The sequence below is a fragment of the Pedobacter albus genome, from assembly GCF_036324255.1.
Taxonomy (GTDB): Bacteria; Bacteroidota; Bacteroidia; order Sphingobacteriales; family Sphingobacteriaceae; genus Pedobacter; species Pedobacter albus.
Map to the genome: position 1 here is coordinate 1 of NZ_JAZDQT010000002.1, position 24,628 is coordinate 24,628.

Sequence of the window (24,628 nt, forward strand, 5' to 3'; positions counted from 1 at the left end):
TACGCGTTACGCACCCGTGCGCCGGTCTCAATCAAAGCAAGCTCCGATCTACCCCTCGACTTGCATGTATTAGGCCTGCCGCTAGCGTTCATCCTGAGCCAGGATCAAACTCTCCATTGTAAAATGTTGTGTTTGAATCTCTGACTATTTTGTTATTCTAAATAGTCTTATTATTCTAATAAAAATTGTCTGTTAGAATTAGACTTAAGAAACATCGAGACCACATGTACTTTGTGTACTTAATGTTTGCCTCGCTGCGTTGTTATAAAAATGATATCCTTTTAATGAACTTTTCGATTTAACCTCTCGGCAATCTGTTATATCTTTAAGCTTGTTTTGTGTCGGCCTTAATGCTCCTCAACTCCTCTCGCTTATTTCAATCTTTCTTTTTGTTTTGTTCTTCCGACATCCGTCGATGAACTTCCCGTTTCGTTTGGGACTGCAAAGATAGAAACTTCTTTTTAATTTCCAAGAAAAAAATTTTATTTTTTTTCCCTTTCCCTTCCGCCTTTCAAACATCCCCTTCGGGATTTCCCGTTCCTTCCGAAGCGGGTTGCAAAGGTAGAAAACTTTTTCGTTTCCCAAAAATAAATCTGAAAATTTATTTTCCCTTTCTGCTATTCAATGGTTTAGGTTATTCTCTCGCTCTTTATCCCTTAATCTAACCTTTCAACCGTGTCCCCTTCCTTCCGAAGCGGGATGCAAAAGTAGAAAGCTTTTTCGTTTTTGCAAAACAATTTATAGTAAATAGTGGCAACGAATGGCTAACTCGCTGTAAATGTTGCAGAAAAATTTAACAGCTACCTGTACACTTCAGCTTAATTGGCTTCATAAAGCCTTTTTTGGCTAATCCTATTCTTATCCTAAACATATATAATAGGAAATAATACTAGCCCACAGGGGCCGGTTCAGACTGTTGCCATATCTTTTATTCGCCCCCCCGATCTGGCAGCTACGCTATAGTATTATAATATAAACTATCTTGTCATGATTGAGAACCAGCTACACCTAATTATTCGATTTGACAGACTAGCCAGTTGCTACATATATATAATAGCATAGACAAAGCCGTATGATATTATATATACAAGACTTCGACCTGCAGCAGTTTTGGTATTAACTGCCCCACACCTTATATAGAATAGGAAGCAGCACGTGACATCCGACCGGCCTTATATTCTATACTAACGTTTCTGCCATCTTACAATTCCATCTGGATCAATTCTGATTGCACCGATGAGCACATCTAAACAACTGGGCCCAATCGGCCGAAGAACCAAAATCTTTTATGAGCTAAACCTTATTGAAGCGAACACGGAATGCAATGGCGTAAAGCGGAAAGAAGGGCTGCCATTGCCTATAAGCATTGACAATGTTTTTCAAACAGCGCAAATTAGCCCGGTATATTCTTATATTACATAGGTACAAAGCTTTAGCAAAGGATAGGGCGGGCCTGCCTTGGTTTATCGGCTTTATCAGCAAGCAACATTGACGAAGACTTCAAAACTTCGCCGGTATTTATCGCAAATGTTAAAATTTGTTAAGCATTTCAGCATGCTGTTTCCTTTGTATAGCTTAGCGCAGATTTGTTTTTTATTGACGTTATTTATATTATTGATTATCTTTGCAAAATGTTTAAAATTAAACACCTACTCATTTTAAGTTTCACTGTCCTTTTATTAGGTACCTCCGGTTGCAAAAGCAGTTTTGAAAAATTGCGTTTAAGCAACGATGTGGGCCGAAAATACCAGGAAGGGATTAGGCTATATAACAAAAAGGACTATTCTAAAGCGCTCATTCTGTTTGAGGGACTGGCCCAAAAATACAGGGGTACCGCAGAAGCAGAAGACCTGAACTATTATTATGCTTTTACGCTGTATCGCCTGAAAGACTATACCACAGCGCGTTACAAGTTCAAGGAATTTGCCGACACTTATCCTGCCAGCAAAAATGCCGAAGAATGCCGCTATATGGGTGCTTACTGCTATTATTTGGATTCTCCTAAATCGTCATTAGACCAAGAGAATACTTATAAGGCCATAGACGCCTTGCAATTGTTCATTAACTTATACCCTAAAAGCGACCGTGCGGTACAGGCGGCACAATACATTGCCAACTTGCGCAACAAGCTGGAAACCAAGGCTTTTGAGAATGCCAAAATGTATTACGAGTTGGGTGGCTATGACGTTACCAACTATAAATCGGCGGTGGTTGCCCTAAAAAATGCGCAAATCGAGTTTCCCGACATCAAGTTTGCCGAAGAAATGAATTTGCTCATCGTGAAATCGCAATACATGTTTGCAAAAAACAGTTATCCGAACAGACAGGAAGACCGTTTTAACGAAGCGATAGGCTACTACAACGAATTTATAGAGGCTTATCCGAACAGCAAATACGCCAAAGAGGCCAAACAACTGAAAGACGATAGCGAAGCCGGCATTGCAAACGCCAAAAAAGTATTGGCCGAGCAGGCTGCCGAAATTGCCAAATACAACGCGCTAGAAAAGAAAAGCGAAAAACGCAAAGACAGTACAACAAATAAAATCGATATTAAAAACAAATCATAATGAATACACCAAAACCGGCCATACCGAACACAACGGTAACAAGAAATGTGCACGATTTAGACAGGGCTACAGATAACATCTATGAGTCTTTAGTGGTTATTTCTAAAAGGGCTAATCAGATTTCTAACAATATGAAAGAAGAGCTTCACGGCAAATTGGCCGAGTTCGCTTCGTCTAACGACAATTTGGAAGAAATTTTTGAGAACAGGGAGCAGATCGAGATCAGCAAGCACTATGAGCGTTTGCCTAAGCCTACTTTGATTGCCATCGACGAGTTCTTGAATGGTAAAGTTTACCACAGAAATCCCTCAAAAGAGCAAAAATAATAAAGGCTTTGCGTAACTTGCACCTTGTAATTGCACAAAGGTACTATGCTTAGCAACAAAAACATTATCCTCGGCGTTTGTGGCAGTATTGCCGCCTACAAATCGGCCATTTTGGTAAGAGCACTTATCAAGGCTGGCGCAAACGTCAAGGTTATTCTTACCCAGGATGCGAGTAATTTCATTACGCCCCTTACCCTGGCCACACTCTCAAAAAACCCTGTTTACACCCAATATTTCGAAGCCGAAACCGGCGTTTGGAGCAACCACGTAGAACTGGGCCTGTGGGCCGATTATATGATTGTTGCGCCTGCCAGTGCCAATACCATCGGAAAAATGGCCAATGGCCTTTGCGACAACCTGCTTACCGCGGTTTACCTGTCGGCCAAATGCCCCGTTTTTGTGGCACCGGCTATGGATCTCGACATGTGGAAGCACGAAAGTACCCAAGAGAACATTGCCAGGCTAAAGGAATTCGGCAATACCCTTATTGCACCTGCCAAAGGCGAACTGGCCAGTGGGCTTTATGGCGAAGGGCGTTTGGCAGAGCCCGAAGAAATTGTAGCCTTTTTGGAAGCGGAGATCAGGAAAGGCCTCCCGCTATTGGGCAAAAAGGCCATGGTTACTGCCGGCCCTACCTACGAAGCCATAGACCCGGTACGTTTTATTGGCAACCATTCGTCGGGTAAGATGGGCTTTGCCCTAGCCAACGAATTGGCTAACCTGGGCGCTAGCGTGACCCTGATTGCCGGACCAACCGCTGAAAAGGCCACCACCCCAATGCAACGCATCGATGTAGTGAGCGCCGCCGATATGCTGGAGGCCTGCCTGGCCCATTTTGCCGAAAGCGACATCACCGTAATGAGTGCTGCCGTGGCCGACTATACCCCTATTGACGTGGCCACTCAAAAAATCAAGAAGAAAGACGAGGGCTTTAGCATAGCGCTCAAAAAAACAACCGATATCCTGGCACAACTGGGCAAACTCAAACAAAAGGATCAGGTATTGGTGGGCTTTGCCTTGGAAACCAATCAGGAGGAAGCCTATGCCAAAGAGAAGCTGGAGAAGAAGAACCTGGATTTTATTGTCTTGAATTCGCTGAACGATAAAGGCGCAGGTTTTAAAACAGCTACCAATAAAATCACTATCTTCCATAAAAATTTGGAAAAAACCAGCTTCGAAACCAAGTCTAAAACCGAAGTGGCCAAAGACATTTGCGCTCAAATCATCAAATTGCTGAAGTAATGAAAAAAATTATAGGTATTGTTCTTTTAATGGCCTTTGCAGCCTTAACACGGGCGCAAGAGCTCAATGCAAGGGTACAGATTCTGGCTCCGAACATTTCCAACATCAATAAAAAGAACCTCGAGCTGTTGCAAAATACCATCCGCGATTTCCTGAACAACAACAAGTGGACAAACGAAACCTATTTGCCACAAGAACGCATCGAATGCAATTTTGTAATTACCGTAACCAACTGGGACGGCAGCTCTGGCTATAGCGCCGAAGCGCAGATCCAATCGAGCCGCCCCGTTTTTGGCAGCTCCTACTACAGCACCCTGCTCAACATCAACGACAAGGATTTCGATTTCAACTATAACGACGGCCAATCGCTAGACTTTTCCGACCAGAATTTTATCGGCAACCTGAGTTCGCTTTTGGGCTATTATGCCTACACCATTATCGGCATAGACAAAGACAGCTTTAGTCGACTAGCTGGCACGCCCTTTTTTCTGAAAGCCCAGAATGTATTGAACGTGGCCCAAACTTCGGGCAATAAAGGCTGGAAAGCTTTTGATGGCTTGCGCAACCGCTATTGGCTAAACGAAAACCTGCTGAACAACGTATTCAAGGAATTGAGGGTGTTTATTTACGACTATCACCGCAATGGGCTAGACAAGCTACAAGACAATGTAGCCGATGGCGCCAAAACGATCTTGGGCTTTTTGCCTGCGCTGCAACAAATGGATAAACAGAAATTAGGCTCTATTTTCCCCAACGTTTACTTTGCCAGCAAGGCCGAAGAAATTACCAACGTACTGTCTAATTGCCTGCCCCAAGACAAAATCAGAGCCTACAACCTGCTGAGCGATATCGATCCGGCAAACATTGGAAAATACGAGGTATTAAAATCGAAATAACATTTTCCATTAAAAAATAGGCCCTCCGCTTAACTGCAGAGGGCTTTTTCATTTTTTTTGTTAAAATTTTGTTAAAACATTTTGATTATACGAATATGTTCGTACATTTGAATACGAAAAAATTCGTAGTGTAACAAAATGAGCAGCAACAACATCAAACCCACAGAAGGCGAAATGGAAATCTTACAGGTGCTTTGGAAAAAGGGCCACTGTACGGTTCGCGAAGTTCACGAAGACCTGAACAAAAAGGATTCTGGCTATACCACTACTTTGAAACTCATGCAGATTATGCACGAAAAAGGAATGGTAGACCGCGACACCAGTTCGAAAACACATGTATACAGAGCGTTGATCAACCGTGAAAAAACCCAGCAACAACTGGTCAACAAAATGATCGACAATGTATTTAACGGATCTGCAGCCCGTTTGGTGATGCAGGCCCTAGGCAACAAAACGGCGAGCAAGGAGGAGATAGATTTGATTAAAGAATATTTAAACAAACTTGAAAACAAATAGGCTATGGAAGCTATGATAAATAATCTCGTTAAGGCAATCGGCTGGAGCATTCTCCACTCTTTATGGCAAGGTGCCATCATTTATGCCTTATTATTTGCGGTATTAATGATTTGGCCAAAAATAAGTGCCCGCATCAAGCATAACCTTGCCTTTGGCTCGCTGTTCCTGATTTTTGCAAGCTTTTGCTTCACCTTTGGTTCCATTTTTCAATGGCCAAGCGCAGCACCATCAGTAAACAGCATTGTCATAACGCCAGCTATTTATCAACGCCTAAGCGGCATGGCCAACAGCCTCAATGCCAAAACCGAAGCCTATTTTCCGATCGTAGTAATAGTTTACATCATCGGCATCCTTTTCCAACTAGTAGTGCTCTCTTCGAGCTATGCCAAGCTCAAAAAGCTGAAACAGGCTCATGTAGATGCTATTCCTGCACATTGGAAACCTATTTTTGAACTGACCTTGGCTCAGCTTAAAATCAAAAAAAGAGTTCAGTTCTACCTATCGTCGAGGGTGAACGTACCTTTAGTGATCGGTTTCTTTAAACCGGTAGTACTCTTCCCTATTGCCTTGGCAACCCAATTAGACACGCAACAAGTAGAAGCCATCCTGATCCACGAACTGTCGCACATCCGCAGAAACGACTACCTGATCAACCTGGCCAAAACCTTTATAGAAACCTTATTGTTCTTCAATCCGTTTGTATGGCTTACCACCAAATTCATACACATAGAAAGAGAACATGCCTGCGACGACTTGGTGGTTAATTTCACAGGCAGTCCGATAACCTATGCCCATGCCCTCTTGAAGCTTGAGCTGTTAAAAGACAAACAATCGCCTGCTTTGGCACTTGCGGCCACGGGCAATAATCAACATTTGTATCAACGTATTAAACGAATAACCGCTATGAAGACCAATTACATCAATGCCAAACAGCAGTTTTTCATCCTTACCTTGGCCATTGCAACAGTAGTATCGCTGGCCTGGATGAACCCTAGCAAATCGGTAGCTGCCAAACCCAAAAAGGCACAAACCTTGCTCACCGTAAAAGTAGTGCCTAGCGAAGGCAAACCCATGAACAACCATTTAATTGTTGTTGCCGATACCGATACGGCCAAATCGAAAAAGAAAACCGGCAAAATCAGGTATACCACAAACCAAGGGGGTACAGAGATAACGTACACCTCGATAGATGAAATGCCTGACAGCATCAAGACCAGGTTCTTGGAGTTGCAAAAGAAATTCTCTTCGCCAGAATGGAAGGAAAGAATGGCTAAAATCGAATTCAACAGTAAAGAACTGGAGAAAAAATTCAATTCTAAGGAATGGAAAGACAAAATGGCCAAAATCGAATTCGACAGCAAAGAACTCGAGAAAAAATACAACTCGCCAGAGTGGAAAGAAAAGATGGCCAAGATGGAGCAGAACAGCAAAGAGCTAGAGAAAAAGTTCAACTCGCCGGAATGGAAAGACAAGATGGCCAAGATTGAATTCAACAGCAAAGAGCTAGAGAAAAAATACAACTCGCCTGAGTGGAAAGAAAAAATGGCCAAGCTTGAATTCAACAGCAAAGAGCTAGAGAAAAAATTCAATTCTAAAGAGTGGAAAGACAAAATGGCTAAAATCGAATTCAACAGCAAAGAACTCGAGAAAAAATTCAATTCGCCTGAGTGGAAAGAAAAAATGGAACAATACAGAAAGCTGCAAGAATCGCCTGAATATAAAGAATTGAGAAAAAAATACGAAAGCGACTTGGAAGAACTGAAAAAGAAAAAAGGCATTAAAACCGATAAAACCTTTTTGATGTTCGACACCAACAACACGATCGACCTGTCATTCTTGCCGAGCACCAAAGCCTTCGAAAGCTATTTTACCTACACCACACTTAAGCCAATGGTATTGGATTCTAAAAACACCTTCAAATTTGAAGAGCTTGCACCGGCCAAATTCAAAGAGGCTTTCAAAAACAGCTTCAAAATGGAAGGCAACATGACATTAGAAATGAAAACAAACGACAAATAAAACCTAAAGAGCATCCCAGGCGGGTGCTCTTTTTAGTTCGAACCGATTTACCAAACCAAACAAACAACAAGGGGCAGGAGCAATCCTGCCTTTTTTAATCGGGCAGACCAAGTACTCATGCAACATTTTTTCTTTATTGATGTCTAGTATTAAAGTTTATTTTTTTACCCTTTAAAAACGCTTCAAATGAAAAGAACTTTCCTTTTTTGCCTGATTTTCTGTTGCTTCCAAACTCTTGTGCGTGCACAGCAATATGTAATAAGTGCCGAACTGACCGGTTTCGCCGATCGTACCAAATTCTATTTAAAAGACACCGATGCGGGCATAATTATTGACAGTGTCGAAATTAAAGATGGCAAATTTACCATGAAAGGCAAATCGTCTGAGGTAAAATCCTTTTGGCTATTTGCACGTCCGAACAACGACTATCGCTATACCACTTTTTTAATAGGCCCCGAAAAGATTTCAATCAGAGGCGACATCAAAGACTTTCCCCGTCATGTGCAATTAACAGGTTCAAAAAACCAGGATGTGGCCAATAAACTGACCGGCCAAACCAGGGACCTCTGGAAAAGTCGCGACAGCCTGGTTCTTCTCCTTAGGCCCCATATCGGTCAAACACCTACCGATAGCCTCAAAGCCATTACCAATCCGATAGGCAAACAAATTAGTCAAATCGACAGCCTGTTGGAGCTGGCCACTTCAAACTTTATCAAAGAAAACCTTAATTCGCATAGCGGACTGCGGGAGTTTTATGACAAAAAGCGCAACTACAAAAGGGCTGATTTCGAGGCCCTATTCAACACGGTTGACCCCGAACTTAAAAACAGCACTTTTGGCAAGCGCATAGCCGATTACCTTAAAGTAGGCAACGTATTGAAAAAGGGCGAAAGTTTTTATGATTTCGAGGCCAACAATATCAATGGCAAAAAATATCGCCTATCAGATTACAAAGGCAAATATATACTGCTTGATTTTACAGAAACTTATTGCGGGCCTTGCATCTTATCGACCGAAGATTTGAAAAAACTATCAGCTAAATATGCCAATCAGTTACAAATTATCAGTTTCTACGTCGAAAAAGATAAAAAGACCATAAAGGAAGGTTTAACTCGCGACAAGCCAACCTGGCCCTGCCTATGGGACGGAAAAGGAACCTATAGCGAAATTGTGCTTAAATACGGTGTAGCCGGCACTCCTACTTTCGTGGTTATTGATCCCGAAGGCAAAATCCAATCGCGTTTTTCGGGCTTTGAAAAAGACGAAAATGGCAAAGGCTCTTTAGCAAACCGAATCGACAAATTACTTCAACCTTAAGAACTATATTTTATGAAACGAAAATCCCTCTTATTATCATTGTTCCTTTGCGCCACCATTGCGGCTAAGGCACAGGTTACCTCTTTTAACATCGATACCAGCAAATTCAACAAGGTATTGGCCAAGCAGCTCGATTCCATTTACAAGGAAGACCAGGATACGCGCATGGCTTATATCAAACTGGTTAACGCCAAGCAACAGAATTCGCCCGAGGGAAAAGCCGCTACTGCCAAAATGAAGGCAACCGATTCGCTGAACCAGCTTTTTGTAGAAGGCATACTGAGCAAATATGGCTGGCTAGCCCCTCAAGATGTGGGTATGTACGGTAGCCAGGCTTTGTTTTTGGTGATCCAACATGCCAATCTGCCCATGCAAGAAAAATATTTGCCCATGATCAGGAAAGCAGAGAAAGACGGGCGCATCTTATCGAGCAACCTGGCCATTTTAGAAGATCGGGTGGCTTTGAGGCAAGGCAAAAAACAGATTTATGGCAGTCAAATAAAATCAGATGCCAAAACGGGCGAAAAATCACTTTTTCCGTTGGATGATCCAGACCATGTAGACGAAAGGCGAAAAGCCATGGGGCTGCAGCCTTTGGCCGAATACCTGGAAAAAAGCTTTCAAATGAAATGGGATGTAGAAGCCTATAAAAAAGCGAACGGCAATTAATTCCAACCGACAAAACGTTTGGAACAAGGCCCATCATAACCAAATGATGGGCTTTTTTATTAATTTTAAGTCACGGTGCAACCTTTACCAAACACCAACGTCTTTAAAGCAGTTTACGACCATACCAACTATTAACTCAAATGAAAAAATTCTATCTTCTCTTTATCGTGGCCTTGTTGGCCAACAATTTGGCCCAAGCGCAAACCTGCAACTGCGAAACCAATTTCGAATGGGTAAAAAAGACCTTCGAAGAAAACGATGCCGGTTTTAAATATGTAATCGACAGCAAGGGCAAACAAGCCTACGAAGACCATAACAAACGGATTTTGGCCAAAATAAAAGAAGCCAAGACGTTAAACGACTGTACCCCTATTTTGTACGAATGGTTAACTTTTTTCCGCTCAGGCCATATTGCCATCAGGCTAAAGAACCAAGGTACTCCGGCCGCTAGTGCCCCCGCAGCAGCCGAAAAACAGTTTCCGGATTGGGAAACTTTAGCAGTTGACCTCGAAAGCTTTAAAACCTACCTCAAAAACAAAAAAGAAGTAGATTACGAAGGCATTTGGGAAACCTCGCCCTATAAAATCGGCATTAAAAAAGTGAACAACGAATACATGGGCTTTATCATCGAATCGGGCGCACCAAGCTGGACCAAAGGACAGGTTAAACTTAAAATCAGTCCTAGCAAGGATTCGACCAACAGCGTTTTTTACATGAGAGACCATTCTGCCACCAAATCAAATACGGTGAAGCTGACCGGCAAGAACAACCTGCAAGTGGGCAACTTCTCTTTAAAAAGAAGCTATCCAGAATTGAAAGACGACAAGATATTTACCGATTATTTCAGGCTGCTTTCTTCGAGCAAACCTTACTTAGAGCAATTAAACCCCACTACGCTTTATCTGCGCATCCCTTCTTTCCAACCGCAGCAAAAGAAATCGATAGATAGCGTGATCAATGCCAGCAAAGCAAAAATTTTGAAAACTCCTAACCTGATTATCGATATCAGAAGCGGAACCGGTGGCAGCGACAATAGCTTTTCGAGCCTTATTCCGCTTATTTACACCAACCCGATACGCGAAGTTGGCGTTGAATACCTCTCCACAAAACTGAACAACCAAAGGATGCTCGATTTCATCAGCAAACCCGACTATGGCTTTGACGAAGAAGGCAAAAAATGGGCCAAGGAATCGTACGACAAATTGGAAAAGCAATTGGGCAAGTTTGTAAATCTTAACGACGATGTAGTGGGCTTGGTGAAGAAAGATAAAGTATTGCCTTTCCCTAAAAATGTGGGCATCATCATCAACAACGGCAATGGCAGTACCGACGAACAGTTTCTGTTGGCCGCCAAGCAAAGCAAAAAGGTGAAGCTATTTGGCACTACTACTTTTGGTGTACTCGATATTTCGAACATGTATTTTGTCGATTCGCCCTGCAAGGAATTTGAATTGGGCTATTCGCTAACCAGAAGTATGCGGATTCCTGATTTTACCATTGATGCCAAAGGCATACAGCCCGATTATTTTATGGACAGAAGCATCCCGGCCTACAAGTGGGTTGAACAGACCAGCCAAATCCTGAACCAAAAATAACTTTGTTTGAGCAAGCTACTTTTGAATTAAAGCCTGTGGTTTCTTGAAAACCATGGGCTTTTGTAGTAATTTAGCATCGGTATGCTACAAAAACTTTCTATACGCAATTACGCGCTGATCGACAGCCTCGACATCGATTTTGACCAGGGACTAAACATCATTACCGGCGAAACCGGTGCCGGAAAATCGATTATTTTAGGTGCATTATCGCTTATTTTGGGACAGCGGGCAGAAAGCAGGTACTTTTTTAACCAGGATAAAAAATGTGTGATTGAAGGCACTTTTGTACTGGCCGACGATAAGCTAAAAGGCTTGTTCGAAGAAAACGACCTCGACTTTTTTAAGGAAAGCATTTTGAGGCGCGAAATCTCGAGCGATGGAAAATCGCGCGCCTTTGTAAACGATACACCGGTTAATTTGGGCATCTTGAAACAGATTGGCGAATCGTTGATCGATATCCATTCGCAGCATGCCACCCAAGAAATCAACAACCCTGATTTTCAATTGTTGCTGGTCGATTCTTTAGCCAACCACGCTTCACTTCTGGCGCGCTACAGAGCCGGATTTAAACAGTTGAAACAAAATCAGCAGCTGCTTAAAGAACTTAGCCAAAAAGCCAATGAAGCCCGCAGCCGACAAGATTATGAACAGTTTCTGTTTAACGAGTTGGAACAGGCCCAGCTGCAACCCAACGAACAGGAAGAACTGGAACAGGAGCTGGAACGCCTCAACCATGCCGAAGGAATTAAAAGGAGCCTGCTTAGCGCAAATGCCCTGCTCAGCGAAAACGAGGGCAATGCCTTAGACCTGTTAAAGGAAGCTTCATCGCAACTTGGCCATGTAGAAAAATACGATCCGGCCATTAGTGCCTTGTACGAACGCCTCAAGTCGAGCATTATCGAGATCAAGGATATTGTAGCAGAAACGGCGGGTATTGAAGAAAATACCTCGCACAGCGCCGAAAGACTGGAGCAGGTACAGCAACGTTTAGATGTACTTTACGGTTTGCAGCAAAAACATCGCGTAGCCAACAATGCCGAACTATTGGCCATACAGCAGGAGCTTGAAGCCAATCTTAACCAGTTGCTTTCTTCAGACGAACAGATTGAAAGCCTGCAAAACGATATCAAACAGTTAACCGATGTGCTTTATCTTCAAGCCAAGGAACTGAGCCAAAACAGGAAAAAGGCTACTGAACTGGTGGCAACCGAAACCACTAAAACCTTGAAACTGGTGGGCATGCCTAATGCCAAGCTGGTGTTGGCCCAACAAGAACTGACCGAACTCAATAAAGACGGCTTAGACCAAGTTACGTTGCTTTTTACCGCCAATGCGGGGCAGGCACCTGGTCCGGTCAACAAAATTGCATCGGGTGGCGAGCTGTCGAGGCTGATGCTCTCTATTAAAGCTTTGCTGGCCAAACATACTTCCTTGCCTACTTTGATTTTCGACGAAATCGATACAGGTATTTCGGGCGAAACGGCGCTCCAAGTTGGCGAGGTGATTGCCGATTTGGGCCAAAACATGCAGATACTTTCTATTACGCACTTGCCACAAATTGCGGCCAAAGGCGAATCGCATTATTTTGTGTATAAAAATGAAGCCAGTGATAAAACAACCACTGGTATTCGTAAACTAACCCCAAAAGAAAGAATTGTAGCCATTGCCGAAATGCTAAGTGGCAAAAACCCTGGCGAATCGGCGATGCAAAATGCGAGAGAGTTGTTGGGTTAGTTATGGAATTTCATTCCAGCCTTCATCATCTGCATATGAAAAAACTTGTACTGCTTTCCATTCCTTTTATATTCGTTCAGGTTGCATTTACACAAACTAAAATAAATAAAGTAAAACTAGACACTATCCATGTAGCCGGCAGATTAATTGCGGGAGATGGCTCCAAACTTTCCAATATCGTTATTGAAACCAGATCTCCAAACCTCAGCTATGCTAATCTAAAATACGCCACCATAACAGATAGTTTGGGAAATTTCAAACTGGAAGGGATCCAGCCTGTTGATACGCTCACTTTTTTTGCCTTAAATCAAGAACATACTTTTATAAATAAGGAAAGCCGGTTTTTAAACATTACCATCTGGCCAGGCACGCTGAAATATGCCACTCCGCAAACCTTGGTTATCTCGGCAAAAAGAACAAGCCAGAAGAAGAAAAGCGAATTTAAAACAGCAGATTTTCCAGGCTGCTCTTTTTACATCACGCAAAACCCATCTTATCCAGGCGGACCGTCTAAGTTTGAAGAATATATTTACAAAAATCTAAAATACCCATCCAATGCCATAAAAAACAACATTGAAGGTACAGTAACCGTTCAGTTTAGCATTGCAAAAGATGGCACATTATTATTTCCAAGCATTATAAATGGCTTGGGCTATGGCTGTGACGAGGCTGTACTTGAAGTTTTGAAAAAAAGCAGAAAATGGAATCCTGGAATAAGAAACGGAAGGCCTATCCATGCCATTTATCAAACTGACATTGCTTTTAAGCTAACCGATTAACATAAAATGAAGCCAGTGATCAAACAACCACTGGCATTCGCAAACTAACCCCAAAAGAAAGAATTATGGCCATTGCCGAAATGCTGAGTGGCAAGAACCCTGGCGAATCGGCAATGCAAAATGCGAGAGAGTTGCTGGGTTAAGCAACTTCTATTTACTTCTTACACCCAAGGGACTGGTTTGCACGCTCTCTTTGCCTCTCGAATCGATAATGCTTAATGTGTAGAAATAAGTTGTTTCTTTTTCTATGCCGGTATCTACGTAATCTTTTTCGTTGGCACTGAGCTCTTTGAGTAATTGTAGCTCGCCGTTTGCCTTGCCTCTATAAATTTTAACCTTGGTTAGCGGTATGCCCAAAGGATTGTTCCAGGTCAATGCAATACCATCGGTCTGCGCCAAGGCGATGACGTTGTTTGGCGGCATCAGTTTTTGCGCATTGTAATGCACGGTGGCCACTTGGCTTAATCCTCCGGTATCTGCCCCATCATTGCCAATACCTTTGCATTGAATGTAATAGGCATAATGATGCCCTTCGGCCAAGGTACTGTCTACATACGAATTGGTTTCGGGCAACAAATCGGCCATTTTTTTCATTTCGCCATAGTTTTCCTCGTTTTCCAATTTCTCGCTTCGGTAAACGATATAGCCCGAAATGTTGTTCTCTTTGGTCATGTCGTTCCAAAATACCAAGGCTTGCTCCTTGCTGAGCTGTGCCTTCACTTTCGCCGGCACCGGAATTTGTCCGCTTAGCATAACCGATGCCCGATCGCTTGGCGGACTGATTTCATAAGAAGTATTGATGGTAGCTACCGTGTAGGTATAGATGCCTGCCCTGAGATTATTTTTGATGGTATCTTGATAAACCAGTAGCGAATCTTTACTCAACAACAGCCTCGATAGCTGCACCGGCATGCCATTATAGCCTTCGCTACGGTACACGTAATAGCCCCTTGCATCGCGATCTACTTTTCTAAAGGTGAGTTTTACCGTATTGCCCGTAGATTCTGCGCTAAGGTTTCGGGGCGGAAATACTAGCTTTCTTGGCGCTTTCATCAAGGCCTGTACCCTGGTGCTGCCTACCGAGCTGCTGTAGGGGCCTTGAGCCTGTAGCCGATAGTAGTAAGTAACCATCGGTTTTACCTTGATATCGGCCCAAACGGTATCTTTTACGTTTGCGGTTCCCACCAAGGCATATTCTCCATCCCAGCTGTACGATTTATAGATTTTAACTGCCGTTACATCGCCGGGGCTACTCAATTTCCACTTTAGCACAATGGCTTTATCCTTATCAACCGCTGTTGCGCTTACGGCTTTAAAAAAACCGATGTCGTGCGTTCTGGAATTATTGTAAACATAAAGCGTATCCGATTTTTCGCCTTCGTTACCCAACTCGTCAAAAGGGATGGCGATATACTGATACGCCATTTTGTAGGCTGCCGTTTGGTCGGTAATTCGGGCCGTCAGCGAATCGTTTACTTTAGAGAAGATGGTAAACACAGGTATCTGCTCAAATTGGTTGTAGCCAAATCTGCTCCTTAGCACCTTAATGCCACCCAGTTTTTCGGTACCGGGATATTGATAGGAAATAGATACCGCTTCGTCGGCTGCTTCGTAGCTGACAGGAATTAGGTAATTAGGCAGTTTTGCCGGTCGATAAGTTATTGCCAAAGTGGCCGAATCGATATTGGCATCGTCGGCATCGCGTTTGTAGATCCGATACTCGTAAGCGCCTGGTGTGGCAGTCGTATCTAAATAGCCAACGCCAACGGCCGAGGCGTACAATGGCATTTCGTGATAGGGCCTGATGGAATCGGTAAACAATGCGCCTTCTGCCCTGCGCCAAAGTACTTTTACGGCGGTGTCTGAAATCAATTGCCCCTGTCTCAATATCGGATCTGCGGTCATCAGCCTCGCTTTGAGCATGATGCTCGAATTGGGGAAAGACGTTTCGCCCACCTGTTTCCAAGTTTTATCGCCTGTTGCCTTGCGACTGATCACATAGCGAAAATTAACGGGTAGCTCATTGCCTAGGTTTAGGTATATGCCTTTGCTGGCCGGCCTAGCCGAGGGCTGTGCAAACGCAGCAAGGGAAACGAAGGAAAGACAAATATAGATTAGCGTTCTCATGTTCTAATTTTTTGGTGGACAATCGGGTAGCTTGGTTCCCGACGAAAATTCGAGCGAATAGCCATCGGTACCGAGGTGCAAACGGGCAGCCACGTGTTTATCTATGCTAATTGAGGTAAATAGGAGGCTTTGTTTAACATGGGCATCAAAACTGGCTTCGGCTTCGGCGGCTATGCTAAAGCTTTTATTCTCATATTTCATTATCGCAGCACCTTTTGCTTCGAAACCTCCCGACATGCTGGTACCTGTAATGGCCGACATACCAGCCCGTAATCTTCCAGTGGCACCGATAGATGCACCAATAGAAGTGGTTCCGCCAAATGTAGCCCAGATACTCAATTCTGCAGCAGCCTTGGCCTCTACAAAACCCGAGACTAACACAAAATCAAAGTCTTTCTGGTAATCGATCAGGCTCCGGCCGGCCGTAAGGTAAAAGCCCTTGAAATCTGTTTTGTGGCTTTCGTAAAAACACTTGTTCTTATTGAGCTGGAAAGCCTGCAAAGTGTTCCAGGTGTTTTCCGATATGGTCGTTCCGTTGTCGTTATAGCTGCTCACCAAAAAGCCTACGGTATAGCCACCACCCACTACCGGGATGGCCGTATTGAGCTTGCCGCTGCCCAAGAAATAAAAGCCTTTCGAGCCCATCATCATTTCTAAATTGCCAGCCATTCTATAGGCACCAAATTCTGTCTCCGGAAAATTGAGCGATCCCTGCAGGGTTTGCTTCTTGAAATCGTAAACCATTTTGAACTTCCCGAATTCGGTGTCGGTGCCGGTTTGGATCTTATCGCCGTCAACTTGTACATCGCCATACACGTTAAAGGTCATTTTGTTATCTCTTACGCCTTCTGTAGCCGAAACCATCTTGCCAGTAAAAGAGAGGATGCTCCAATCGTTATCGGTTACCTTCATGCCACCAGAAGCAATCTGGAACTGCTGGTTTTTATCGGGCGTTAAAGGCAACATGTAATTGGTTTGCAAATCTACATGGTAGCCATTGCTTTCGGCATAGAATGCTGCTGGCATGGTTTCGAAACTTTTATTTGGTTTTTCGAGTACGTCGCCATCTATTTTTACCTGGTTTTGGGTAATGCTAATGTTTCTGTTGGCCGCTACAAAGTGTACATAGCCTTTGCCTTCAAATTCTGTATCGACTTTGGTAAACGACAGGCCGTTTTTGCCATAGCTAAGCCCCATGGCAAAAGGTGCCATTCTGGGTGCCTTTAAATCGAGCGTACCATTTACATCAAAGAAATCAGGGCCGTTGGTTACGGTCGACGGCATAAAAGCCGCCATTTTATTGCCTAAAACCATTCTTGGATTTGTTACTGGCGCCAAGCTCAAAATACTTTCGTCGTTGCTGAGCAATTGTACATAGCTTACATCCAGATTACCCAAACCCTGCAGGCCAATGAGCTGAGCGGCGGGTTTAGGGGTATTGCCGGCAATGCTCAATCGCCAATGCGGACTCATGTCGCTGCCCGTTTTGGTATCGTAAATCAGCACGGCGTTTTTATCGTCGATATTTTGCAATTTGGTTACCCCGCCACCTAAGGCAAAGTTCTTCACATCTATTTCGTCAATAGCCATCATATCGCTACGCAGGTTGAAAAACTTGATCGGAATATCCATTTTATTGGTTTTGATAACCGAAGTAGCCGAATAGATTCCTCCTTTTTGAGGATCAAAGGTCCAGTTGTTCACCATCAGTTTCCAGTTTTCCAAGGTCAGTTCTATCGGGGCACCAGTACCCGGATATACCTTGTCGTTGTCGAGCACCACGTCTTTCAGGTCGACCGTAAATTTATTGGGCTTAGAATTGGCAATGTTGCAATCGAGATTAACGTTAAGGTGTATTTTTCCATCGGTGGCCACATAAGAATTCAATGGATTGGCGGTTGCATCAAAATCTATAAACTTAAATTTGATTGGTGCTCCCAAAGCATTGCTGATCTGGAAATCCTTTTTAACCATGCTGTAAAAAATAGGCATACCGCTTTTGATAGAGCTCAGGTATGCAGCATCTGTGGAGACGGCCGTCATGCTGGCAATTTTGGTATTGATAGTTTCATTCACCTTATCGGCCAGGTAAAAATCTTCGCCCTTGGTAAAGTTGAGGTAAGAACCCGGATAGTTGAACGAGTTGTCTATAATTTTTGCGGTTCCCAAAATCTCGCCTTTGCCGGCAGCATTTTTGGCGATCGTTAGTTCGTTAAGGCTTCCTCCGGCCTTGCTGAGCAATACGTTATAGCGGTTTAAGTATTTGAGCGAAATATTGCTCACGCCTTCTATCGGCACCTCGTTGTTAACGGCTACCATTTTATCGCCATCAATCTTATAACGCACGTCTCTCACCCTCACCATCGCATCTTCTTGGTGTATTTTAAACGGCGTAGAGCCTTTGGTAAGATCGATCACACCGGTTACCAAAAATTCGTTGTTAGAGCCCGGCTTGAGCTCTTCAACCGAAAGCGGGAAACCATGCAACGATTTAACCAAGGTGCCTTTGAGCGAAGTAAGCGCCAACACAGGTCCGTTTGCACCATTGCTTGAGGCCAGCTGTTTATTGCCGGTAACCGTAAAATTGGTGTCCAAAGTGGCAATGACATAGGCTTTCGAAGGATCTATCGGAATACCGGTTAACGTAAACTTGCCGTCTTTGCCCGAGCGCGTTTCTACCAAGGTGGCATTGCTGCTCAGCAAACCGCTTTTGTTAGCTTTATACTCAAGGTATACTTTGGCATTGCCTACGGGTTTGCCATCTAAGGTAACCGTGCCTTTGATCGTATTTCCGGCTTTCATGCTAATGTAATAATATACCGGGTCTCTGCTTTCCTGATTGGTAACATTGTACACCTGAGGAATCCAGTTATCGTTCGGGTTGCCGGTAAGGATCACATTGTAATTATTAACCGATACGTTTTGGAAATTGAAATCGGCCCTTCCGCTGCTGTTGGTTACTTTTTTATAATCGTCTACCTGTATGTTGATATCTGGAACGGTTTTAAGTCCTCCTTTGCCATCGAGCGTTGCGGTTACGAAATTCATGCGGTGGTTGCGCGAAACCACCAAGTCGTAATATCGTTTTCCGGTTAGGAACGACAAGTCTGGATGGGCATCGATGGTATCACGGAAAAATGCCACATCCAATGGAATGATTTCGAGTCTTTCGGCAGGCGATCCAGATTTGATATTAATAGCATAAGCCCCATCCATTCCGCTGAGCACCATTGCTCCATTTTTTCTGCGAATATAGCTCTGTACGCCTATAGGTTTGCCGCTAAATATGTCAAACAGGTCTCTATTACCAACCCAGCCTTTGGCCAATGCACCCAGTTTCAACGACACTGGTTCTGAAAATTGCTGTCCGGTGGTTTTGGTAATAGGGGGGATTGACTTTTCATAATCGGCGTAACCATTGGCAAGCACCTTTAGCTTATTGGCAGGCAAAGGAAAATTCTTTTTACTGGCTAATACTTCAAAATAGCCATCTTTATCTGAGGTGCTGCACCATTGGCCATTGAGCAATACCGCAGCCCCCATTACAGGTTGCGAGCTTTGGCCATCTTCGAGTACCCGCCCTGCCACACGCGAGGTTAAGGGGTTGAGCACTACTGTCATGTTTCTGATATCACTGTATATCCTGTCGATGTAGGTAATGTACGACTCGTAAGTTTCTGTTCCCTTGGCAGGATCGCTGGTTACCTGCATGTAATAATCGGTTCCAGCCAATACATAGGGAATGAGGCAAGTACCGTCTGATAGAGTTTCTCCCTCCCAAAGCTTTTCGAACTCCTGGTTGTAAATTCCGTTAGCCGACAGCTTATTGCCTTTCATGTTTACGTTCGAAACATTAAAGGTTTGCGGATTGATCAGCTTGCCCGTTTTATATAGATTATTGCCCTCGCCCAATGGCATATTCGGGAACTTCTGCTCCTTGGTTCTGAAGAAAATTACCTTCATGCCTTTGAGTACGTTGCCATTGCTGCCTTTAGCCAAAACCTTTAGCTGGGTTTCCCAAACGGCCGAAGTAAACTCGCCCCCGTCTTTGGCTTCGAAAGGCTGGACCACCAAAGGTTCTTGTGCCTCCCATAAGTGGTAGTTATCGGGCACAATGATAAATACCCTTTCTAAAGTACCCGCTCCTTCTTCGTATAGCTGTTCATCTTCGGCACTTGCCGGACCGCCTTTCTGAAGCGCACCAACACCCAGGCTTGCCGCTTTTACGCCTTTGGTAGCCGCTCCAACTTGGTACTGGCCAAAAGTATTTGCACTTTGGGTGATGTTCAACCCTCCTGATAGCTGAGTGATCATACCCGTATTTTTGCCCATAGCATCTTGGCCGTCGGCCGGCAAGGTAACCATGCCACCTATGCCTCCAATCATTGTTCCCCAATCAGGATCTTCCATACCTTTGTTGTACAGGCCCAAAATGCTCTCTACAGTTGGTTTTGGCGGTTGTTTCTCTTTGTTTTTTTGCCAATTTTCCAATGGGTTTTTTGAACGGCTCATGAAACCTTTTCCAACATCGCCTTTTGGCCCCAGATTGTCTATCTGTAGCGTAAAGCGTCCTGTGGCATCGGTAATGCCCTCGCCGGCAACAACGCCAGCATCGCGCAGCAATACCAGGCTCTGATCGGCACCATTAAAGTCCTTTACAAAATAATTCTCTTCGCCCTCCTTGCTTACATTTGGCCCGATATATTCGGTTTTACCATTGTTGTATTTCATCCGATAGGCCACCTCCACATGGAAATGCTGATTGGCATAGGCTCTTTTCACCTTATCGGGATTACCCATCCATTGATAGGAAATACGGCCGCTTATCACCGATTGTGGTGGCTTGTTTGACAAGATAACGTAAGTGTCTTCAAATTGCGAATAAGCAATCTTTTGCTTAGGCAAAAACTTAAGGGTTTTCTCGGTAGCGGTATAGCCATCGCCCAAAGTAGCCTTGCTGGCATCGGCAATGTAATATTTGCTCGTACCGCCAGCTTGAGCCGTTTTAAGTACATTGGTTGCATCTATGGCCAGCGCATAATATTCGTCGCCTTCATAAATATTGCACAAGAGCTTTTCAAATTTCACGAATGATTTGGTTACCCCGCCAACGGTTTCCAGCTGTGTTTTGCCTTCGGCTACAAACACATCATTTTCTTTTTTAATGAGGCCCAATTTTACGACCGAGCCTTCTCCCGGCGGGATATAGGTCTGTTTGCCCTTGCGGTATAGCCTGATATTGATTCCGGCTTCGTATTGTTTGGCTTTGACCTGATACACCAGGTTTCCTCCGGCGTCATAGCCAAAATCGTTTTGTTCATTGCCTCCGGCCAGCCACGACTTGCCTTGTCCACTGATTTTAAAAACGGGAAACTCCTTTTGCACATAGAGTTTAAGTCCATAGCCGAAAACATTGGCAAACTGCTTGCCCAAATCGACATAATTGGTATCTGATTTAAAGGCCGGAATAGGGATTTTTTTGAGGCTGTCGCTGCCATAGTAGGCATTGGCAATACTCATGGAGGCATCAAGGTTCCAATCTTTATATTTTTCTGAAATGCCCACTACCAATTTCAAATTCCCTTGTTCATCGGTTTCGGCACTGCCTTCTACATAGGTGCTGCGTATGGCCCTATCCGATTTCATGGTTGCGCTAACCTTAACCGTAACCGGTGTTTTGGCTACGGCATAATCGCCTGCCATATCTTTAAAGCGGTAGCGCAATTGGGTTTTAACCTGCACATAAAATCTCTTTTCGGGGTCTTGTGCAATTGCAAAGGTAAAAGGGATTACCTCAGATTTTTTAAGCACCTTGCCTTCTGCATCCAATGCCTGTACCTGTAGCGTATATTTTTGTTTGTCTACAAAGCCCAATGCAAGTGCTTCTTTTTTCGATTTTTTAAAGTTACTGAGCAATGTGCCTTTCTCTTCCCTTAGTACAGCGGTAAACAGCACCGGCGCTTCGTTAATGGCCGCATTGGTTTTCATCACAATTAAAAAGTAGCGCTTAACACCTAGTTTTCGGTACAGATTGGTATCGATAGCTATCTCTGCCGACTTGCTTTTGCTTTTTAGGTTATCATTGTTAAGGGCCGAGGCTTCTAAAGTGCCTGCCTTGGCCAACACCCAGCCAAAATTAAGCGGGCTTTTCTCTGTTACCGTAACGATGTTTTCCTTTTCGTTGGGATTGATCAAGTAAAGCTTGGTATCGTCTACAATTTGCTGCGTTATAAGCTGCGAGCCATAAGTAAACACAAGAGCCCCGCTTCTGCCGTCGTTTTTAAAAAGGGTTTGCCCTGTTGGATCGATGGCCTGAACCCGCCAGGCATATCTTTTGCCAACTCTTAAGGGAGGATCAAGCTGACTTAAGGTATAAGAAGTACTGGTCAATGTTTTATTGATGAGCGGAAAAGAAGTTGAATTCAGGATCTGATTAGGATCTCCGCCCGTTAAAGGCATTTCGGCCACTTGCAAAATATATTGGGTAACGGGTGGCGCATAGCCCGCATTGATCCAGTTGAAAACAAGCAGTTGCGGATCTACGGCCTTCACACTGGCATTGGCCAACGGATTGATGAGTACCGGTGCATCGGGATAGGCAATGCTGATGGTTGTACAGCCCAAAGGTGCCGTGGCCGACACGGTCTGGTTGGTATTCATATCAACCGCTTGGATACAAAAAGTATAGTTGCCTTCTGGCAAACGCGAAGTCTGTACCAATTTTACCTTGTCAATGCCATAAACATTAAGCGAGTTGAGGTCGAAAATATCTTTTAAAGCCAATCCATTGAGCTGTTTGGTTTCCCGGGGATTTAAGATAATAGGTTGCAAAGGCACATAGGTAGATTTGGTAGAGATTTTAATGCCGTTATCGCCCTGCAGCTGACCGGTAAGCTTCAATTTTAATTGGCTTGCCGAGGTATTTTGGATAATGAGCAATACCTTACTGGCATTGGGCCCAGAATAATCCGAATAATAAGGCGAATAGGGCGGAACGATGTTTACCGTAATGTTTACGGCATTGGTTTGTGCGTAAACCGTTTTGGCATTCCATAAAAACAGCAGCAGCACCAAAACAAAAACCACAAACCAGGGATTCCAATTTTTACTGTCGAACAAAGCGATATATTTTTTAAAACTGTTCATAGCTGTATTTTAAAAAGAGTGCACTAGGCCCAAATTCGTCCTGATTTCGTTGAACGACGGCAGGGTAACGTCTTTCGAGTTGCTTTTAAGGTAGTTTACCTGCAAATTGGCCGCGTCGCGCTTACTTATGCGGTACGATCCATTTAAATTGGCGCTGAAGATATTGCCGGCATTCAGGTTGTTATTGCGCTGCAACTGGTAACTGAGCGAAGCATTGAGCCCCAGCTTGCCATGGTTAACCGCTTGGCTTACGCCCAACGTAGGCCCATAAAAAACCGTACGGCCAAAAGCTACATCGGCCACCGTATAATTGATATTGGCATTGGCCGCAAGGCTCTTTTTAGGCAAGCCAAACTGATAAGAAAAATTAACCGACTTGCTGTTCGATTTGCTGTTTGGCGCGGTATATTCGTTCAAATCGACCAGCGACTGGATATTGCCTACCAAAATAAAACCGTGCGTTATACTTTCCTGGTTGATGTTGTACCGCAGCACCGTGTTGAGGTTATGGTTGGTACGTGCTACCCGCAACATATCAATAATGGGATTGAGGCCGCGGTCTTGTGTAATGCCATAATTGGTGTAGCGCACATCGATGCCGTAATTTGTTTTGTTGAAAGAGGCATTGATACTGCCTATTTTACGGTTAGAGCGATAGGCTTTGTCGTGCAGAATATTATCGTTCTGCATGCCAAAACTCCCGTTCACTTGCAATTGGCCTTTCATCAGCTTCAACATGCCTTCTACGGTATAGTTTTGAACATCGGTTTCGAAATAATAGGCGCCCATACTTTTATAATCGGGGTCTACCCTGCGGTACATCAACTTTATGCCATAATTTTGGGCATTATAGCCGATACTGGTCTGTGCCGCGGTAAGCAGCTGCGTAGAGGCATTGAGCGTAATCAGTTTTTTAATAAAGCTGATTTTATCAAGTTTCAGGTTTTGTACGGTATCTGACAACACATTACGTGTATAAATGCTCCCCGAAGCATCCATTTCGACTACAAAATGCTTGAGGAAGCTAAATTTGGAAGAAAAGCCCAGCACCATGTTTTCTGAAGGACTCAGTTCCACAGAAGGTGGAGTACTTAAAGAATTGACATGGTCTTTCGCCTTTAAAAAAATAAGGTCGAAGTGGTTGCGCTCTGTGCCTACGCCTACCTTTACACTATAGCCGGTTCTTTTATAGGCCAGTTGCTGCGCCAGTGCCAAAGGCTGATTGGGATCGGCCTCTATGGCTTTGTTAAAGCGGCCATAGATAAATCCCAGCCTTAACTTGCCAGGATTTAATTCTACGCCGCCCCCTAAAAAGTTATGTCCGGCCAAGGTAAAAGGCGAAAATTCCAGGCTTCGCCAGCCGGCATGAAAGGTTGCCCATTTGTAGGTTGGACTAATGCCATATTGGTTAAAAGGTTGTGTATAGCTTTTCTGCTGGTCGCTAACCACTACCGAAAACGGAAAAGCAACACCATAAAGCGACAATGTAGGCGCACCGCTCAAAAGATAGGAAAACTCGCGTTGCCTAGCGGGTATGCCACTCACATGGTAGGTGCCGATGCCCAAACCAAACGACCCTGTCAACGCAAAGGGCTTTTGCTTGGCTATCGTTCCCAAATCTTGCGAGAGCACCTTACTTGGCAAAACAGCCAAGGCAAACACAACAGCAAAAGGCAACACTAATCTTTTCATCAT

General features: G+C 43.9%; 14 protein-coding genes and 1 rRNA gene. 11 read left to right on the top strand and 4 right to left on the bottom strand.

The annotated features are described in order from the left end of the window. Positions 1–120 (bottom strand): 16S ribosomal RNA (locus tag VRU48_RS09805); the annotation flags it as partial. A gap of 1,511 nt (positions 121–1,631) precedes the next feature. On the opposite strand from VRU48_RS09805, the gene VRU48_RS09810 reads away from it, so the two are divergent. From VRU48_RS09810 to VRU48_RS09860, 11 genes are all read left to right on the top strand, one after another. Further along, a complete protein-coding gene (locus VRU48_RS09810) occupies positions 1,632–2,567 on the top strand; it encodes an outer membrane protein assembly factor BamD (protein WP_330107761.1) in 936 nt (311 codons plus the stop codon). Then, positions 2,567–2,893 carry a DNA-directed RNA polymerase subunit omega gene (locus VRU48_RS09815; protein WP_199140834.1) on the top strand — a complete coding sequence of 109 codons (327 nt, stop codon included), beginning with the start codon at positions 2,567–2,569 and terminating at the stop codon, positions 2,891–2,893. The genes VRU48_RS09810 and VRU48_RS09815 overlap by 1 nt, the downstream gene beginning before the upstream one ends. Before the next feature lie 45 nt (positions 2,894–2,938). Beyond that, positions 2,939–4,135, top strand: a complete 1,197-nt coding sequence (coaBC, locus tag VRU48_RS09820; RefSeq protein WP_330107762.1) for a bifunctional phosphopantothenoylcysteine decarboxylase/phosphopantothenate--cysteine ligase CoaBC — start codon at positions 2,939–2,941, stop codon at positions 4,133–4,135. Further along, complete coding sequence (porD, locus tag VRU48_RS09825) at positions 4,135–5,031, top strand: type IX secretion system protein PorD (RefSeq protein ID WP_330107763.1); 897 nt, start codon at positions 4,135–4,137, stop codon at positions 5,029–5,031. The genes coaBC and porD overlap by 1 nt, the downstream gene beginning before the upstream one ends. 138 nt (positions 5,032–5,169) lie before the next feature. Then, positions 5,170–5,547, top strand: coding sequence for a BlaI/MecI/CopY family transcriptional regulator (locus tag VRU48_RS09830; protein ID WP_330107764.1), 378 nt, complete (start codon positions 5,170–5,172; stop codon positions 5,545–5,547). A gap of 3 nt (positions 5,548–5,550) precedes the next feature. Beyond that, positions 5,551–7,566, top strand: a complete 2,016-nt coding sequence (locus VRU48_RS09835; RefSeq protein WP_330107765.1) for a M56 family metallopeptidase — start codon at positions 5,551–5,553, stop codon at positions 7,564–7,566. A 186-nt stretch (positions 7,567–7,752) separates the two neighbouring features. Then, on the top strand, positions 7,753–8,883 hold the full coding sequence (locus VRU48_RS09840; RefSeq protein ID WP_330107766.1) for a TlpA disulfide reductase family protein: 1,131 nt from the start codon (positions 7,753–7,755) through the stop codon (positions 8,881–8,883). Between the two features lie 12 nt (positions 8,884–8,895). Next, a complete protein-coding gene (locus VRU48_RS09845) occupies positions 8,896–9,552 on the top strand; it encodes a DUF6624 domain-containing protein (protein ID WP_330107767.1) in 657 nt (218 codons plus the stop codon). Positions 9,553–9,692: 140 nt separating this feature from the next. Further along, complete coding sequence (locus VRU48_RS09850) at positions 9,693–11,147, top strand: S41 family peptidase (protein WP_330107768.1); 1,455 nt, start codon at positions 9,693–9,695, stop codon at positions 11,145–11,147. A gap of 81 nt (positions 11,148–11,228) precedes the next feature. After that, on the top strand, positions 11,229–12,881 hold the full coding sequence (gene recN / locus VRU48_RS09855) for a DNA repair protein RecN (RefSeq protein WP_330107769.1): 1,653 nt from the start codon (positions 11,229–11,231) through the stop codon (positions 12,879–12,881). Between the two features lie 2 nt (positions 12,882–12,883). Then, positions 12,884–13,660: an energy transducer TonB gene (locus VRU48_RS09860; protein ID WP_330107770.1), complete on the top strand. Its 777-nt coding sequence runs from the start codon at positions 12,884–12,886 to the stop codon at positions 13,658–13,660. A gap of 150 nt (positions 13,661–13,810) precedes the next feature. On the opposite strand, the gene VRU48_RS09865 is transcribed toward VRU48_RS09860, so the two are convergent. From VRU48_RS09865 to VRU48_RS09875, 3 genes are read right to left on the bottom strand one after another with little or no spacing between them, the layout of a single operon-like run. Further along, positions 13,811–15,787 (bottom strand): fibronectin type III domain-containing protein, encoded by a 1,977-nt coding sequence (locus VRU48_RS09865; protein ID WP_330107771.1) that lies wholly within the window; start codon positions 15,785–15,787, stop codon positions 13,811–13,813. 3 nt (positions 15,788–15,790) lie between these two features. Further along, complete coding sequence (locus VRU48_RS09870) at positions 15,791–22,933, bottom strand: hypothetical protein (protein ID WP_330107772.1); 7,143 nt, start codon at positions 22,931–22,933, stop codon at positions 15,791–15,793. A gap of 9 nt (positions 22,934–22,942) precedes the next feature. Beyond that, positions 22,943–24,628 (bottom strand): hypothetical protein, encoded by a 1,686-nt coding sequence (locus VRU48_RS09875; protein ID WP_330107773.1) that lies wholly within the window; start codon positions 24,626–24,628, stop codon positions 22,943–22,945.

Excerpts from the sequence above, each read along its gene's own strand:
- VRU48_RS09810 (WP_330107761.1), top strand. The coding sequence starts at position 1,632 with ATGTTTAAAATTAAACACCTACTCATTTTAAGTTTCACTGTCCTTTTA.
- VRU48_RS09815 (WP_199140834.1), top strand. The coding sequence starts at position 2,567 with ATGAATACACCAAAACCGGCCATACCGAACACAACGGTAACAAGAAAT.
- coaBC (WP_330107762.1), top strand. The coding sequence starts at position 2,939 with ATGCTTAGCAACAAAAACATTATCCTCGGCGTTTGTGGCAGTATTGCC.
- porD (WP_330107763.1), top strand. The coding sequence starts at position 4,135 with ATGAAAAAAATTATAGGTATTGTTCTTTTAATGGCCTTTGCAGCCTTA.
- VRU48_RS09830 (WP_330107764.1), top strand. The coding sequence starts at position 5,170 with ATGAGCAGCAACAACATCAAACCCACAGAAGGCGAAATGGAAATCTTA.
- VRU48_RS09835 (WP_330107765.1), top strand. The coding sequence starts at position 5,551 with ATGGAAGCTATGATAAATAATCTCGTTAAGGCAATCGGCTGGAGCATT.
- VRU48_RS09840 (WP_330107766.1), top strand. The coding sequence starts at position 7,753 with ATGAAAAGAACTTTCCTTTTTTGCCTGATTTTCTGTTGCTTCCAAACT.
- VRU48_RS09845 (WP_330107767.1), top strand. The coding sequence starts at position 8,896 with ATGAAACGAAAATCCCTCTTATTATCATTGTTCCTTTGCGCCACCATT.
- VRU48_RS09850 (WP_330107768.1), top strand. The coding sequence starts at position 9,693 with ATGAAAAAATTCTATCTTCTCTTTATCGTGGCCTTGTTGGCCAACAAT.
- recN (WP_330107769.1), top strand. The coding sequence starts at position 11,229 with ATGCTACAAAAACTTTCTATACGCAATTACGCGCTGATCGACAGCCTC.
- VRU48_RS09860 (WP_330107770.1), top strand. The coding sequence starts at position 12,884 with ATGGAATTTCATTCCAGCCTTCATCATCTGCATATGAAAAAACTTGTA.
- VRU48_RS09865 (WP_330107771.1), bottom strand. The coding sequence starts at position 15,787 with ATGAGAACGCTAATCTATATTTGTCTTTCCTTCGTTTCCCTTGCTGCG.
- VRU48_RS09870 (WP_330107772.1), bottom strand. The coding sequence starts at position 22,933 with ATGAACAGTTTTAAAAAATATATCGCTTTGTTCGACAGTAAAAATTGG.
- VRU48_RS09875 (WP_330107773.1), bottom strand. The coding sequence starts at position 24,628 with ATGATGAAAAGATTAGTGTTGCCTTTTGCTGTTGTGTTTGCCTTGGCT.